A 14,686-nucleotide genomic window follows, 5' to 3' on the forward strand; every position below is an offset into this window, starting at 1 on the left:
GAGCGAAGCAATCCATAGCGCCACTTGTGGAGGCGCGGATTGCTTCGCTCCGCTCGCAATGACGGGAGGGGACGGGCGCGGCCTACGCCGGCTGCTTGGCCTTCGCCTCGATCTGGCCGATCGCATCAACCACGGCATCAAACGTCAGCATGGTGGAGGCGTGGCGGGCCTTGTAGTCGCGCACCGGCTCGAGCAGGGCGATCTCGGCCCATTTGCCGTCTTCCGGGGGCTTGCCGTTTTCCTTGAGCATCTTGCGCACGGTCTCGCGCAAGTCGCGCAGTTCATCGGCGGTCGAGCCCACCACGTGACTTGCCATGATCGAGGAGGAGGCCTGCCCCAGCGCGCAGGCTTTGACGTCATGGGCGAAGTCGGTGACGACGGGGCCGTCCATCTTGAGGTCGACCTTCACGGTCGAGCCGCAGAGTTTCGAATGCGCGGTGGCGCTGGCATCGGGGTCGGGAAGGCGTCCGAGACGCGGAATATTCCCGGCCAGTTCGATGATCCGCTTGTTGTAGATGTCATTCAGCATGCGAATAAAGCTCGTGGGCAGAGGGACAGGGGCGCCCTTGGCGGCAGGGTTTCATAGCCCTATATATGGGCGGTATCGGCCGAAATACAGTCCGGCCATGCCACCGGTGCGGGCCAGTTCAGAAGCCAATGCTATGCTGCCGGTGTTACAGCATGATCCGGAAAAGTGGATACCGGTTTTCCGAAGAGATCATGCTCAAACAAGATATGGAGCAGGATGACATTTCGACGAAATGGCATCATGCTCAGGGGACTCCAGGCGTCCGGCGGCATCAGGCCGCCTCGTCTGCCCGGTGACACACCCGGTCCGAAAAGGGGACCGGTCGAACGGAGAGACGTCGAATGGACGCTGCAATCAAATCGATCCGCCCTGCCAAGAGCAACGAGCCCAAAAAGGTTGAAACTCGGGTGGTCGAAACCCGGCCGGCCGAGCTCGATCCGTCCGAATTCCTTGCCGCCGCCGTCCGCGCCGACCAGCCGCGCCCGTCGCGGGCTGAAGCCGAGCAGGCGGTTCTGACGCTGCTGAGCTATATCGGCGAGGATCCGGATCGCGAGGGCCTCCTGGACACGCCGCGACGCGTCGTCGAGGCCTTTGACGAGCTTTACCAGGGCTATCACCAGTGCCCGGCCGAGGTGCTCGACCGCACCTTTGGCGAGACCGCCGGCTACGACGATTTCGTACTGGTTCGCGACATCGAGTTCACCTCGCAGTGCGAGCACCACATGATGCCGTTCTACGGCAAGGCACATATTGCATATACCCCGGTCGAGCGGGTGGTGGGCCTGTCCAAGCTTGCCCGGCTCACCGACATCTTTGCCCGCCGGCTGCAGACCCAGGAGCATCTGACCGCCCAGATCGCGGCTGCGATCGACGAGATTCTCAAGCCCCGCGGCGTTGCCGTCCTGATCGAGGCCGAGCATACCTGCATGTCGGTGCGCGGGGTCGCCAAGCATGGCGCGTCGACCTTCACCAGCCGCTTCACCGGCATGTTCCGCGACAATCCGGCGGAGCAGCAGCGTTTCCTGTCCCTGGTGCGAGGACCGACCCGGTAACCTCGCACAGCATTGCGAGGCTTATCCCGTGTCAGCACATGATCACGACCGCGAGGAAGGGCTGGCATTCCAGCCCAAATTCGACGCGTCCGGGCTCGTGACCTGCGTCGCGACCGACGCCGCCAATGGCGACGTGCTGATGGTTGCGCATATGAACGACGAGGCGCTGCGCAAGACGATCGCGACCGGCGAGGCCTGGTATTTCAGCCGTTCGCGCAATGCGCTCTGGCGCAAGGGCGAAAGCTCCGGCCAGACACAGCGTGTGATCGAGATGCGAACGGATTGTGACCAGGACGCGATCTGGATCCGCGTCGAGCAGACCGGCGCGGCCTGCCATACCGGCCGCCGCTCCTGCTTCTATCGCGCGGTCACGCATGACGACGGTGACACAGCACTGTCATTCGTTGATGCCGATCGCCTGTTCGATCCCGACAAAGTCTATCGCAAATAGACTCAATTTCCGTTGTGCAGATGACGCGGCGCAGCGCGCGTGAGCTGCGTTGCCACCGTCAACATGATGTGCAAAAATTCCCACCCGTGGTCGAGGTGGAGTCGAAACGGTGGCGCGTCGTTTTTCTCTAATCCGATTGTGTTTTGTCTTTTTCGCGCTGCCTCTTCTTCCCGCGCGGGCGCAGACGCCGGAGCGCGCGCCCGACACCATGGCGGCGCGCGCGTGCTGGCCTGCGCGTCCTGTCACGGTGCGCAAGGCGAGGGTACAAGCGACGTCTATTTCCCGCGTCTTGCCGGCAAGCCGGCGGGCTATCTCTATAATCAGCTCGTGGCCTTCAGGGATGGCCGGCGGAAATATCCGCCGATGAACTATCTCCTGGAATTCCTGCCCGACGACTACCTGAAGAAGATGGCCGACTATTTCGCATCGTTGCGGCCGCCATTCCCGGAGCCTGCGATCCCGACCGTCAGCGACGCTATACTCGCGCGTGGCGAATCGATCGTGAAGAACGGCGATGCGCAGCGCGGCATTCCGCCCTGCGCAAGCTGCCACGGCCCGAGCTTCGGCGGCATGGAGCCCGCGATTCCCGGTCTGCTCGGCTTGCGCGCAAGCTACATCAGCGCCCAGCTCGGCGGCTGGCGCTACGGCACCCGCACCGCGGCGGCCCCGGACTGCATGCAGATTGTCGCAAGCCTTCTCACCGAGGACGACGTCAAGGCGGTCGCCGCTTATCTCTCATCGCGTCCGGCGCCGGCAGATCCGTCGTTCGCGCCGCAAGGCAGCCTGCCGATGCCGCTTGCATGCGGCAGCGAGCCGCGTTGAAGGGAGCTCGCCGATGCAACGCCTCTCAACCAAGCTGATTCTCCTTCTGGCGCTGTGCTTCGCCGGCGTAACGCCGGCAAGTGCGCAGCAGAACCCGCCAGCCAATGCCGAGCTGCTCAAGCGGGGCGAATATCTCGCCCGCGCCGGCGACTGCATCGCCTGCCACACCGCGCGCGAAGGCAAGACCTTTGCCGGCGGCCTGCCGATGAAGACGCCGTTCGGCACGCTCTACACCTCCAACATCACGCCCGATCCGCAGACCGGCATCGGCACCTGGACCTCGGACCAGTTCTACCGGATGATGCATGATGGCCGCTTCCCCGACGGCGGCCTCGTCTATCCCGCGATGCCGTTCGGCTCCTACACCAAGGTGACGCGCGAGGACTCCGATGCGATCTACGCCTTTTTGCGTTCGGTCCCGCCGGTGAAGCAGGTCAACAAGCCGCATGAATTGACCTTTCCCTTCAACAACCGCTCGCTGATCATCGGCTGGCGCACGCTGTTCTTCAACGAGGGCGAGTTCAAGCCCGACCCGACGAAGTCGGCGGAATGGAACAGGGGCGCCTATCTGGTCGAAGGCCTCGGCCATTGCGGCATGTGCCACACCGCGATCAACGCGCTCGGCGGCAGCTCGGAATCGCAGGCGTTCGAGGGCGGCCTGATTCCGATGCAGTACTGGTACGCGCCGTCGCTCACCTCGAACAAGGAAGCGGGGCTGGGCGACTGGAGCATCCAGGAGATCGTCGATTATCTGCGCACCGGCGTCTCCGCCCGCGGCGCGGTCTACGGGCCGATGGCGGAAGTCGTCTACAACAGCCTGCAATACCTCAACGACGAGGACATCCGCGCGATGGCGGTCTACCTGAAGGGCCTCGCGCAGGGCAGCTCGCCGGACAAGCCGCCGCCGGCGATACCGTCGGCCGAGAGCAGCCTTCTGCTCTCGCTCGGCAAGCAGATCTATGACCGCGACTGCGCAAGCTGCCATGGCGCGACCGGGCTCGGCATGCCGCCGCATTATCCGCCGCTCGCCGGCAATCAGTCGATCCAGATGGCCTCGGCGGTGAATGCGATCCGCATGGTGCTCAATGGCGGCTATCCGCCGGGCACCGCGGGCAACCCGATGCCCTATGGCATGCCGCCCTTCGCGCAGCGCCTCTCCGACGATGAGGTCGCCGCCGTCGTCACTTACATCAGGACGTCCTGGGGCAATCGCGGCGCGCCGGTGTCGGCGCGCCAGGCCAACGAATTGCGCACGGCCACGCTGAAGTAGAGCATGATCTGGAGAAGGGGCGCGCCATGACGGATTCATCTTCGCAAGGGCCGGCGCAGCATTCCGATGACGAGGCGGTGGACGCGATCGTGCGGGCAGGTCCCGGCGGGGCCATTGCGGTGGCGGGCATCGCGACCGCGATCGTCGTCGCTTTGTGGTTCGCCTTCTATCTCTTGGTCTTCCTGCCGCGGAGCGCCTGATCGTGACCAGTGAGACCGATCATAGTCCCGGCGCGCATGGTCTCGGCGAGGCGGTTGCCGCGCGCATCGAGCGGCGCTGGGCAACGCTGTCGATCGTGATCATCGGCGTGCTCGTCGGATTGGCCGCCTTCTTCGGCATCTACCATACAACGATGCCGCAGGGCCGCGTCGAGACCGCCGATCCCACGACCTTGCACCTTTCCGGCGAATTCGTCGAAAGCAACCTCGGCAGCGTGCTGGAGGTCGATGGCTCCGTCACGGTGCGCGCGATCGGGCAGCAATATTCATTCACGCCGCAATGCCTCGTGGTACCGGCGGAAACGCCGATCACCATCCGCGCCACCAGCGCCGACGTCGTGCATGGCTTCCTGATCGAGGGCACCAACATCAACACCATGCTGGTGCCGGGCTATGTCTCGGATCTGCCGATCAGCTTCAAGGCGCCGGGCGAACACATGATGCCCTGCCAGGAATTCTGCGGCATCGGTCATCAGGGCATGTGGGGCAAGGTCAAGGTGGTCGACCAGACCACGTTCCGCAACATGGCGGCGAGCAAACGGAGGCTCACCTGTGTTGATTAACAAGCGGCTGATCCTGGCGCATTTCTGGCTCGCCTTCATCGTGTTCGGCGCGGCGCTGGTGCTCGGCGCCTGGCAGATGTTCGAGCGCAGCCCGCTGAACGTCTGGCACTTCAATCCGGAATTCTATTATCGCTCGGTTACCGCGCACGGCACGGTGATGGGCTATGTCTTCCCGACCCTGGTTGCGATGGGCTTTGGCTACGCCATCAGCGAAGCGGCGCTGGAGCGGCCGCTGGTCGGGCGGCGCTGGGCCTGGGCCGGTATCGCGCTGGTCGCTATCGGCAGCGTGGTCGCGATGATCCCGGTCTCGCTCGGACTGGCGTCGGTGCTCTATACCTTCTATCCGCCGATGATCGGCAATGCCTTCTATTACATCGGCGTGGTCCTGGTCGTGGTCGGCTCATGGATCTGGGTCGCGCTGATGTCGATCAATCTCGCGGTCTGGAAGCGCGACAACAGGGACAAGCCGGTGCCGCTCGCGATGTTCGCCAATGTCGCGGGCTCCTACCTCTGGGGCTGGACCGCGGTTGGCGCCGCGCTCGAGCTCATTTTTCAGATCATTCCGACCGCGCTTGGGCTCACCACCACCATCGACGCCGGATTGGCGCGCGTATTCTTCTCCTGGACGTTGCACGCCATCGTCTATTTCTGGCTGATCCCGACCTACATCGCCTATTACACCATCTTCCCGCGCGCGATCGGGGGCCGGCTCTACAGCGACGCGATGGGGCGGGTCGCCTTCATCATGTTCGTCGTGGTCGCGATGCCGATCGGCGTGCATCATTTGTTTGCCGATCCGCAGGTCGGCGCCGGCTTCAAGTTCATGCAATCGGTGTTCACCGGTCTCGTCGCGCTGCCGACGCTGCTCACGGTATTCACGATCTGCGCGTCTGCGGAGATCGCGAGCCGGCTGCGCGGGGGCAGGGGCGCGTTCGGCTGGATTGGCGCGCTGCCGTGGAAGAATCCGATCATGCTCGCGACCGCGCTGTCGCTGGTCATGCTTGGTTTCGGCGGCGCCGGCGGGCTCATCAATATGAGCTATCAGCTCAATACCAGCATCCACAACACGCAATGGATCACCGGCCACTTTCATCTGATATTCGGCGGCGCCATCGTCATCATGTATTTCGCGATCGCCTATGACCTGTGGCCGCATTTGACCGGCCGTACGCTGGATAGTTACGGGATGATGCGCACCCAGCTCTGGCTGTGGTTCATCGGCATGATCGTCACCACGTTCCCCTGGCACTATGTCGGCATCCTCGGCATGCCCCGCCGCATGGCGTTCTATGACTATGCCAATCCCGCGATCGCGCCGCAGGCTTTCTCGGTGGTGATCTCGGCGTTCGGCGGATTGATCCTGCTGACGTCAGGCATCCTGTTCCTGATCGTGCTGATCCGCGGCCAGTTCGCGCCGAGAGGCGAGGCGGGTGCCTATAGCTTCGCGATCCCCTTGCACATGCCTGCGCGCATTCCGGTTGCGCTCAACAGTTTTGGATTGTGGCTGGCGCTGATGATCGGGCTGACGATCGTCAATTACGGCTACCCGATCGGCCAACTGATGGCCGTGAAGAATACCAGCGTGCCTGCCGTTTATGTCGGAGCTAGCAGATGAGCGAGGACGAGCTCTATTCGCCGCGCAATCCCTGGTTCAGCATCAGCGTCGGCGTCACCGCCGCCATCGCGGTGCTGTCCGCGATCGTGGGATTGATCTGGCTGCCGCTGCTGCAGCCCAATCTGAAGCTTGCCGGCATCTGGGACGCGATCTGCAGCGCAGCCGGCGTGCCCAACCTGCCGAGGCCAGCCGCGGCGGTCCCGCCTGCGTTCAAGACGTCGAATGTCGTGGTCACGCCGGAAATGCTGACACGGCAGGACCAGGTTTCGATCGGCCGTGGCGCGACGCTCGCGCAGCGCTGTGCGATCTGCCACGGGCCGCAGGGCGTGAGCGACGCGAACTCGCCGAACCTCGCCGGACAGTACGCCGCGGTGACGTACAAGGAGTTGAACGACTTCAAGACCGGGGCGCGGGTCAACGTCGTCATGAGCCCGTTCGCGGCCAACATGGCCGACCAGGACATGCGCGATGTCGCCCTCTATTACGCCTATCTGCCGCGCGTGCCCTCCAGCCAGGTCAATCCGAACCTGCCGGCGCCTGCGATCGTGGTGACGGGCGCGCCGATGCGCAACATCCCGCCCTGCGGCTCCTGCCATGGCGAGATCGACATCAAGGCCGGCAGCCCCTGGCTCGGCGGCCAGTCCGCCGTCTATATCAAGGCGCAGTTGCAGGCCTTCGCATCGGGCACCCGCCGCAACGACATCAGCGAGCAGATGCGCAATATCGCCCGCCAGATGACCGCGGAAGAGATCGATCAGGTCGCGCGCTACTACGAGGCGCAGCCGTAAGCTCCGCTACGCCTGCCGGCGCTTTAACCTCCAATTAACCATAATTGCCGCAGGGTATCGGAGGGAGCTGCGCCGATTACCGGCGTTCATGAAGCCCACGCGAGCGTTTCGCGAGGAGCGGGGCATCAATCGATGGCGGTCGATATATTCAACGCCGGGGCTGCGGCAGGTGTCGACCCGACGCGCGCGAAGATCGCGGGTTCGATCAAGCAGGCCGCCTCCACCACCGGCACGAGCTTTCAATACCTGCTCACGACCGCCAAGATGGAATCCAACTTCAACCCGCGTGCTTCCGCGTCGACCTCATCCGCGCGCGGGCTGTTTCAATTCATCGACCAGACCTGGCTCGGCACGGTGAAGGAGGCGGGGGATCAGCTCGGCTACGGGAAATATGCCGACGCCATCACGAAGAATTCCGACGGCAGCTATTCGGTCAGCGACCCCCAGGCGCGGGCGGCGATCATGCGATTGCGCGACGATCCGGACGCCGCGTCCGCGATGGCCGGCGTGCTGACGCAATCCAACAGCTTCAAGCTCACGGGCAGCATCGGCCGTCGTCCGAGCGATGCCGAGCTCTACATGGCGCATTTCATGGGCGTCGGCGGCGCAGCGAAACTGATCTCGAGCGCCGAGGGCAATCCGAACGCCAGTGCCGCGCAGATGTTTCCGAAGGCGGCCGCCGCCAACAGTTCGATCTTCTACGACGGTTCGGGACGCGCCCGCAGCGTGTCGGAAGTCTATTCGGTGCTGAGCGCGCGCTATGCCGGCGCCGCCAATTCCAGCGAAACCCGCACGGCTTTCACTGCGGCCGGCGGCGAGATCGCGAGCGCCGCGCCCACCACGCCGCTCGCGATCGACAACGCCGCCTATCTCTCGAGCTTCCCGGATGCGCGCGCAGTGTCGCCGGTGGCCGCCACGCAAACGGCGTCCACTCCGGGCGATCCAATGTTCCGCTCGCTGTTCCAGGCCGGCGACCGCGCCGAGCCGATTTCGCCCACCGTGCAGGAATTATGGGGCCGCCCCTCACAGGTCGCGACCACCTCGCTCTCCGGCCAGACTCCCGAAGTGCGGCCTCCCGGCCGTCTCGACCTCTTCAGCGACCGCAACGGCACGTTCTCGGGCTGATCCGACGCCGCGCACGTCTGCCGCTCCTCAGGATGAGGTCTGTGGCTGGGGCAAGCGCAACCTTCCTCCATTAACGAAACGTCAATAAACCCAAAGAGTTATGGTGAACCCTTTGTTAAGCGTCATGGTTTATCTTTTGTTACGTTGGCACTGCATCACCGTGCCGTTTCGTTGCGTAAGCCGGAAGGACCATGATCGTTCGGCAGTTCATTAATTGGATCAGGACCGCTCCGGCAGGGGAGCGGGCCGAGGCCACCCGGGCATTGGCGCGGGCCTGGTTGATTTCAGACCTTTCCGAGGACGACCGCATCGCCGCCGAGGGCGCGTTGTTGATGCTGCTCGACGATCCGTCACCGCTGGTGCGGCAGGCGATGGCCGAGGTGTTTGCGCGCAGCGCCGAGGCGCCGGCGGCCATCGTGCAGGCGCTCGCGGTCGACCAGCCCGGAATCGCGCTGCCGGTGCTGGAACATTCGCCGCTCCTGATCGATGCCGACCTCGTCGACATTGTCGCGACAGGCAACAACGAGATGCAATGCGCGATCGCGCGGCGGATCAATCTGCCCGCGTCCGTCGGTGCGGCGATCGCCGAAGTCGGCTGCGCCGCCGCAGCGCTCGAATTGATCGAGAACGCGAATGCGGAACTCGCACCGTTCTCCTGGGACCGCATCGTCGAGCGGCACGGCCATCTCGCCGCGATCCGGGAGGCGATGCTGGTGCTGGAAGGCCTGCCGGCCGCGACCCGCATGGCGCTGGTGGCAAAGCTGTCGGAGACGCTGGCGCAATTCGTGGTCGCCCGCAACTGGCTCTCCGCCGACCGGGCAGGGCGCATTGCCAGCGAAGCGTGCGAGCGTTCGACCGTCCACATCGCGGCGCGTTCTCGCGGCGAGGAGATGCGCGGGCTCGTCGCGCATCTGCGCACCACCGGACAACTCACCGCCGGATTGATCCTGCGCGCGCTGCTCTCGGGCAATCTCGAGCTGTTCCACGCAGCGCTCGCCGAACTCTCCGGCCTGCCGCAGGCGCGCATCGCCGCGCTGTTGCATGACCGCGGCGCCGCCAGTCTCGACGCGCTGCTGATCCGCGCGGGCCTGCCGGAATCCACCTTCGCCGCCTTCCGTGCCGCGCTCGAGGCAAGTCATGAGGCCGGCTATGTCGACAGCATCGACGGCGCGGTCAGGCTGCGTCGCCGCATGGTCGAGCGCGTGCTGACCCATTGCGAGACCGATCGGCAGGCCGCCGAGCCACTGTTGATCCTGCTCCGCCGCTTCGCCACCGAATCCGCGCGCGAGGAAGCGCGCGTCTTCTGCGAAGAGCTGGTCGCGGAAGAAGCGCTCGCACCGCTCGAGCACGATTTGATCGCTGCGTAAGAAAAACCGCCGCCGCAACACACGTCGTCATTCCGGGCGATGCGACAGCATCGAACCCGGAATCCATTTCGCCGCCTGCGCATGCGGCCCAATGGATTCCCGGCCTGCGCCTGGCGGCGCATCCCGGAATGACGGGGACGGCAACGAACCGCATAGGTGGGCAAAGCGAAGCGTGCCCACCATCAACACTCCGCTCGCGATGGTGGGCACGCTGCGCTTTGCCCACCCTACGCCGTCATCACTCCGCCGGTGCGATGCTCGGCGCGAGGATGGCTTCGAGATGTTCGGGGCGGTCGCGGTTGACCTTGAGCAGGAATTCATCGGCGATGCCGCGGAGCTGCCTGCTCAGCGCGCTTGCCATCACGGCGGTGTCGAGCTTGGTGCGCTCGCGCACGATCGCCTGGATCGCGTTGATGTGGTGGGTGATCAGCTCCGGCGGCACCTGGTCGAGCTCGGGGGCGTGCTCGATGATACGGCACAGGCTTTCGGCGGCGGCGCCGGCGGAGGGGAAGCCGAAGGTCGCGGCGTCGCCCTTGATGTCATGGGCGGCGCGGAACAGCTCTTCGCGCGTCTCGTGCGAGAAGCCGTGGCGCAGCACAATGGCGTGCGCGGCCGACAGCCGGTCGGCCTCGATCGTCATCCACTGCTTGAATTCGCCGGAGAGATCCGCGAGCGCCTGCTCGGCGCGCGCGACGGGATCGTCGTGATCGATGTCGGGAGGGATGCGGCGCAGCACCTTGCGCAGCGGGTTTGGTGGCGTGATCACATGGTGCGTGGCGAAGGTCTTGATCTCCAGCGTACCCGGTTTCTCTTTCGCCATGACGACCTCCTTGATTCCCGCTAGATGCTGGAACGCGCCTTATCGAGCAGCGACGGCTGTTGCATCACTTCCATCTCGCCGCCGACGCGGCGCTCGGGCCCGATATAGGTGGCGCTGGTGTTGCGGCGGCGGTCCGGGCCGAAATAGGTCTTGGTCTTGATGAAGGGGCGGGGGTTGGCAACGACATTGAGGATGCGCTGGTAGAGTCCCTTGGCCGAGATCGGCTTGGCCAGGAATTCGGTGACGCCGGCATCGCGCGCCACCGTCACGCGGCGCTTCTCCGAATGCGCGGTCAGCATGATGATCGGCGCATAGGGATTGGCGTTGGATTCCGGCTGCCGGATCATCTGCGCGAGCTCGAGCCCGTCGAAGATCGGCATCGACCAGTCGGTGATGACGATGTCGGGAACGTAGTGGGTATACATTTCGAGCGCGGTGGCGCCGTCTTCCGCCTCGTAGACTTCGCGCGCGCCGAACGAATGCAAGAGCGTCCGCAGGATGCGGCGCATGTGCGGATTGTCGTCGCAGATCAGAAACCGCAGCTTGTTGAAATCGATGCGATACATGTCCCGCCCGGCCCAAACGGCATTACCCGCCGTTAACCATATCGCTGTGGCGGTTAAGGAAAGGTTGCGCGGGGGATATTCGTCGTCCCGGTCAAGGCCGGGACGACAGCATCAATACCCGAACTGCTCGCGCAGGATGCGCTCTTCCAGGCTGTGGCCGGGATCGAACAGCATGCGTATCGAGATGGTCTTGTCGGTCAGCACCTCGACGCGGCTGACGTCGCGCACTTCGTCATGGTCGGCGACCGCCGCCACCGGGCGCTTGGCCTCCTCGAGCACCTCGATCACGACGAATGCCGAATTCGGCAACAGCGCGCCGCGCCAGCGCCGCGGGCGGAAGGCGCTGATTGGGGTCAGCGCGAGCAGGGCGGCGTTGATCGGGACGATCGGTCCCTGCACCGAGAGGTTATAGGCGGTCGAGCCGGCGGGGGTGGCGACCAGGATGCCGTCGGCGATCAGTTCCGGCATCCGCTCGTGCTCGTCGATCAGGATGCGCAGGCGCGCGGCTTGGTAGGTCTGGCGGAACAGCGCGACCTCGTTGATGGCGTGATGCAGATGCACCGCGCCGTGGATGTCGGTGGCGCGCATCAAAAGCGGGCTGATCAGGGATTCCCGCGACGCAGCCAGCCGTTCGCGCAGATTGTGGGTCGAGTATTCGTTCATCAGGAAGCCGACGGTGCCGCGATGCATGCCGTAGATCGGTTTCCCCGAGCGCATGTTGGCGTGCAGCGTCTGCAGCATCAAGCCGTCGCCGCCGAGCGCGACCACGACGTCGGCGTCCGCCGCATCGCAATTGCCGTAGAGCGCGGTCAGTTGCGCCAGCGCCGCCTGCGCCTCGGTGCCACTGCTGGCGACGAAGGCGATCTTCTCGTATCGCTCGGGACGGGTCATTGCACGACAAGCTCGGCTCTGATGGCGCGCGGTTCCGCGCCGCGCCCGTCTATACAGCTTGGCCGCGCTTGTCGAGATCAGAAGACCGGCATTTAGGGCTAGGTCCGGCGGCTGCCCGACACAATTCCGTAATGGTCGATCCGCCCGACCCCCCTGCAAGCTGGAGAGGTGAGCGCCCGCTTAGCCCGGGTGGAGCGAAGCGTAACCCGGGACATCTGTATCCACGTTAACGAGCGGCCCCGGTTTGCGCTGCGCTTCACCCGGGCTACGGTACTTCACTTCTCCTGCAGCGTGCGGATCGGCTCCCAGTCCCCGCCCGGCGGCTGCGCGGCCATCTGCTCGGCGCGCTCGCGAAACAGGGCGGCCGGCTTGTCGGTTGCGGCCGCGCGGTTGAAAGCCTCCGTGGCGAGGTGGAATTCGCCGGCGCGCCAATGCGCGAGTCCTTCGCCATAAGTCTTGATCAGCGACTGCTGCGCTTTCGACAGCGCATCTGACCGCGCCACCAGTTCATAGATCTTCAGCGCCTGATTACGTCCCTTGACGCGGACTTCGTCGAGCTCGCGCCAGGCAAAACCGCTGCCGGCGAGCGCCACCGTCGCATCCGAGGCGATGATGGTGGTGCCGTAGAACTTGTTGGCGCCTTCGAGCCGCGAGGCAAGGTTCACCGCATCGCTCATGACAGAATAATTGAAGCGCCGCCGCGATCCGAAATTGCCGACCAGCGCCTCGCCGGAATTGATGCCGATGCGCTGCGCGAGCGGATGGTCGCGGAAGACCGGCGAGGTGGCGTTAAGTTCGGCGAGGCGTGCGCAACAGTCGAGCGCCGCGCGTGCCGCGTTCGCAGCATGGTCAGGATCGTCGGCGGGCGCGCCGAACACCGCGACGATGGAATCGCCGATATATTTGTCGACGCAACCGCCATTGGCCTCGATGACGTCGGTCATGTCGGAAAGATATTCGTTCATCAGCGACATCAGCCGGTCCGGCGGCATGTTTTCCGCGATCGCGGAAAAGCCCGCGAGGTCGGAGAAGAACACCGTGACCTCGCGCGCCTCGCCGCCGAGCTCCGGCAATTTCTTCGACGACAGCATGCGGTCGATGACATCAGGGGCGAGATAGAGCGCAAAGCTCTTCTGCAGCAGCCTGCGGTCGCGATCGGTGACGGCGAAGCGAAGGCCGACCATCGCCGCGAGCGCAGCCGTGCCTGCTGCGAACGGCTCGACCAGCGGGAGCGCCAACGCGTGGGTAAAGGCGAAGGTGGCGGCGACAAGCCCGAGCGCGCTCACGGCTGCGAAGGAGAGGACGGCGGTGAATGGCCTGAATAGGCGTGCCGCCGTCGCGGCCAGCGCGGCAAACACAAAGGCGATCAGGAACGTCGGCAGCCGGCCGGGCTCGCTCGCCGCGTTGCGGGTGATCAGGTTGTTGACGGCAGTGGCGTGGATATAGACGCCCGCGATCGTGCTGCGCGCGATGCTCGGCGCAGCCGGCAGACTGGCGTCGGGCGCGCAGCGCGGCACGGGGTGTTTCCCGTCGCCTCCGGTGGCAAATCGTTTGGATGTCGCCTGGCGGTCTTCGATGTCGAGCACGGTGCCGATCAGGACGACCTTGCCGTCGAACCAGCGCCGGAAATAATCCTTCTCACCCTTGGCCGCGCAGGCGCGCAGGTCGGCGAAGGAGAAGGTCGGGATGTCGTCCGCGCCGCCGGCAAAGTTCAGCGTCATCGTGTTCGGCACCGGGCTCGGAATCCGGTAACCGGCGAGCGTCACGTTGCCACTGGCGTCGCTGTCGGGCGTCGCGCCAAGCGCCCGCGATGCCAGTTCGAGCGCCATGCCGGAAATCCTTGCGTCGCCGACGACAAAGGTCAGCGGCACCCGCCGCACCGTGTCGTCGTTGTCGGTATGGACGTTGAGCGGGCGGATATTCTGCTGCTGGCGAACGGCGACGCGCTGGCCGGGAGAGGGGAGGATCGGCTGATCACCGCGCAGGATTTCGCCGAGCACGACCTTGCCGGACGTCGAGGCGGAGGCGAGCGCGCGCAGGAAGTCGCGATCGAAGCCGCGCACCTTCTCGCCCAGCACGCCGTCGCTGAACGGAATTTGCGACAGCTCGATCGAGGTCGGGATCACCAGGTCGAAGCCGACGACCTTGGCACCGCCATCGATGATGGCGCCGAGCACGCGGCCAATCTCGCCGGTCCAGGTCAGCGTGGGCGATCCCTTGAACGGCGCCGCGCGATAGCTTTCCTCGTCGATCGCGACGACCACCGCCGGCGAAGCCGTAGGGTCGGGCGCGCTCTGGAAGATCCTCCAGCGCAGCGCGGTCAGGATGTCGAGCGACAGGCCCTGGATCGGCTTGAGTGCGGGCGAGATAGAAATGGCGGCACAGACCAGCGCGATCGCGGCGATTGTCATCACCTCGCGCGCGGTGCGCCCGATGCTCAAGGTCGCTGATCCCGACAAGGAGGTGATGATCTTTTCTCAAATCGAGAGGCGGGCTCGACTCCACCTCGCCCCGCTTGCGGGGAGAGGTCGAAATTCAAGCGCAGCTTGAATTTCGGGTGAGGGGGAGCCTCCGCGAACACGTCTGTCACCGTGCGCGTGGAGATAGCC

15 protein-coding genes are annotated in these 14,686 nt (G+C 65.0%); 10 read left to right on the plus strand and 5 right to left on the minus strand.

Annotation, left to right across the window (positions count from 1 at the left end; genetic code table 11):
* Positions 1 to 82: 82 nt before the first annotated feature.
* The gene (locus tag CWO89_RS29145; RefSeq protein WP_130582042.1) at positions 83 to 529 is read right to left on the minus strand and encodes an iron-sulfur cluster assembly scaffold protein; all 447 of its coding nucleotides are present in this window, start codon (positions 527 to 529) and stop codon (positions 83 to 85) included.
* A 341-nt stretch (positions 530 to 870) separates the two neighbouring features.
* On the opposite strand from CWO89_RS29145, the gene folE reads away from it, so the two are divergent.
* From folE to CWO89_RS29190, 10 genes are all read left to right on the plus strand, one after another.
* A complete protein-coding gene (gene folE / locus CWO89_RS29150; RefSeq protein WP_130582043.1) occupies positions 871 to 1,581 on the plus strand; it encodes a GTP cyclohydrolase I FolE in 711 nt (236 codons plus the stop codon).
* 28 nt (positions 1,582 to 1,609) lie between these two features.
* Positions 1,610 to 2,032 (plus strand): phosphoribosyl-AMP cyclohydrolase, encoded by a 423-nt coding sequence (gene hisI / locus CWO89_RS29155; RefSeq protein ID WP_130582044.1) that lies wholly within the window; start codon positions 1,610 to 1,612, stop codon positions 2,030 to 2,032.
* A 222-nt stretch (positions 2,033 to 2,254) separates the two neighbouring features.
* Positions 2,255 to 2,854, plus strand: a complete 600-nt coding sequence (locus CWO89_RS29160) for a c-type cytochrome (RefSeq protein ID WP_245476630.1) — start codon at positions 2,255 to 2,257, stop codon at positions 2,852 to 2,854.
* Positions 2,855 to 2,867: 13 nt separating this feature from the next.
* Entirely contained in the window at positions 2,868 to 4,124 is a 1,257-nt protein-coding gene (locus tag CWO89_RS29165; protein WP_130582045.1) for a c-type cytochrome, read from the plus strand.
* A gap of 26 nt (positions 4,125 to 4,150) precedes the next feature.
* Positions 4,151 to 4,324, plus strand: coding sequence for a hypothetical protein (locus CWO89_RS46210; protein WP_165421385.1), 174 nt, complete (start codon positions 4,151 to 4,153; stop codon positions 4,322 to 4,324).
* 2 nt (positions 4,325 to 4,326) lie between these two features.
* Entirely contained in the window at positions 4,327 to 4,905 is a 579-nt protein-coding gene (locus CWO89_RS29170) for a cupredoxin domain-containing protein (RefSeq protein WP_130582046.1), read from the plus strand.
* Positions 4,895 to 6,520 carry a b(o/a)3-type cytochrome-c oxidase subunit 1 gene (locus CWO89_RS29175; protein WP_130582047.1) on the plus strand — a complete coding sequence of 542 codons (1,626 nt, stop codon included), beginning with the start codon at positions 4,895 to 4,897 and terminating at the stop codon, positions 6,518 to 6,520. Before CWO89_RS29170 ends, CWO89_RS29175 begins: the two co-directional genes overlap by 11 nt.
* On the plus strand, positions 6,517 to 7,308 hold the full coding sequence (locus tag CWO89_RS29180; protein ID WP_130582048.1) for a c-type cytochrome: 792 nt from the start codon (positions 6,517 to 6,519) through the stop codon (positions 7,306 to 7,308). The genes CWO89_RS29175 and CWO89_RS29180 overlap by 4 nt, the downstream gene beginning before the upstream one ends.
* Before the next feature lie 132 nt (positions 7,309 to 7,440).
* The gene (locus CWO89_RS29185) at positions 7,441 to 8,433 is read left to right on the plus strand and encodes a transglycosylase SLT domain-containing protein (protein WP_130582049.1); all 993 of its coding nucleotides are present in this window, start codon (positions 7,441 to 7,443) and stop codon (positions 8,431 to 8,433) included.
* Between the two features lie 191 nt (positions 8,434 to 8,624).
* Positions 8,625 to 9,800, plus strand: a complete 1,176-nt coding sequence (locus CWO89_RS29190) for a DUF2336 domain-containing protein (protein ID WP_130582050.1) — start codon at positions 8,625 to 8,627, stop codon at positions 9,798 to 9,800.
* 238 nt (positions 9,801 to 10,038) lie between these two features.
* Here the strand turns inward: CWO89_RS29190 and CWO89_RS29195 are convergent, their stop codons facing one another.
* The 4 genes from CWO89_RS29195 to CWO89_RS29210 form a co-directional block, all read right to left on the minus strand.
* A complete protein-coding gene (locus tag CWO89_RS29195) occupies positions 10,039 to 10,620 on the minus strand; it encodes an Hpt domain-containing protein (RefSeq protein ID WP_130582051.1) in 582 nt (193 codons plus the stop codon).
* Positions 10,621 to 10,640: 20 nt separating this feature from the next.
* A complete protein-coding gene (locus CWO89_RS29200; RefSeq protein ID WP_130582052.1) occupies positions 10,641 to 11,186 on the minus strand; it encodes a response regulator in 546 nt (181 codons plus the stop codon).
* 111 nt (positions 11,187 to 11,297) lie between these two features.
* The gene (locus CWO89_RS29205) at positions 11,298 to 12,077 is read right to left on the minus strand and encodes an NAD kinase (RefSeq protein WP_130582053.1); all 780 of its coding nucleotides are present in this window, start codon (positions 12,075 to 12,077) and stop codon (positions 11,298 to 11,300) included.
* 275 nt (positions 12,078 to 12,352) lie between these two features.
* Positions 12,353 to 14,488, minus strand: coding sequence for an adenylate/guanylate cyclase domain-containing protein (locus CWO89_RS29210; RefSeq protein ID WP_130582055.1), 2,136 nt, complete (start codon positions 14,486 to 14,488; stop codon positions 12,353 to 12,355).
* Between the last annotated feature and the right edge of the window lie 198 nt (positions 14,489 to 14,686).

This window comes from Bradyrhizobium sp. Leo170 (assembly GCF_004296405.1).
Classification (GTDB): Bacteria; Pseudomonadota; Alphaproteobacteria; order Rhizobiales; family Xanthobacteraceae; genus Bradyrhizobium.

Excerpts from the sequence above, each read along its gene's own strand:
- CWO89_RS29145 (WP_130582042.1), bottom strand. The coding sequence starts at position 529 with ATGCTGAATGACATCTACAACAAGCGGATCATCGAACTGGCCGGGAAT.
- folE (WP_130582043.1), top strand. The coding sequence starts at position 871 with ATGGACGCTGCAATCAAATCGATCCGCCCTGCCAAGAGCAACGAGCCC.
- CWO89_RS29165 (WP_130582045.1), top strand. The coding sequence starts at position 2,868 with ATGCAACGCCTCTCAACCAAGCTGATTCTCCTTCTGGCGCTGTGCTTC.
- CWO89_RS46210 (WP_165421385.1), top strand. The coding sequence starts at position 4,151 with ATGACGGATTCATCTTCGCAAGGGCCGGCGCAGCATTCCGATGACGAG.
- CWO89_RS29180 (WP_130582048.1), top strand. The coding sequence starts at position 6,517 with ATGAGCGAGGACGAGCTCTATTCGCCGCGCAATCCCTGGTTCAGCATC.
- CWO89_RS29185 (WP_130582049.1), top strand. The coding sequence starts at position 7,441 with ATGGCGGTCGATATATTCAACGCCGGGGCTGCGGCAGGTGTCGACCCG.
- CWO89_RS29190 (WP_130582050.1), top strand. The coding sequence starts at position 8,625 with ATGATCGTTCGGCAGTTCATTAATTGGATCAGGACCGCTCCGGCAGGG.
- CWO89_RS29195 (WP_130582051.1), bottom strand. The coding sequence starts at position 10,620 with ATGGCGAAAGAGAAACCGGGTACGCTGGAGATCAAGACCTTCGCCACG.
- CWO89_RS29200 (WP_130582052.1), bottom strand. The coding sequence starts at position 11,186 with ATGTATCGCATCGATTTCAACAAGCTGCGGTTTCTGATCTGCGACGAC.
- CWO89_RS29205 (WP_130582053.1), bottom strand. The coding sequence starts at position 12,077 with ATGACCCGTCCCGAGCGATACGAGAAGATCGCCTTCGTCGCCAGCAGT.
- CWO89_RS29210 (WP_130582055.1), bottom strand. The coding sequence starts at position 14,488 with ATGACAATCGCCGCGATCGCGCTGGTCTGTGCCGCCATTTCTATCTCG.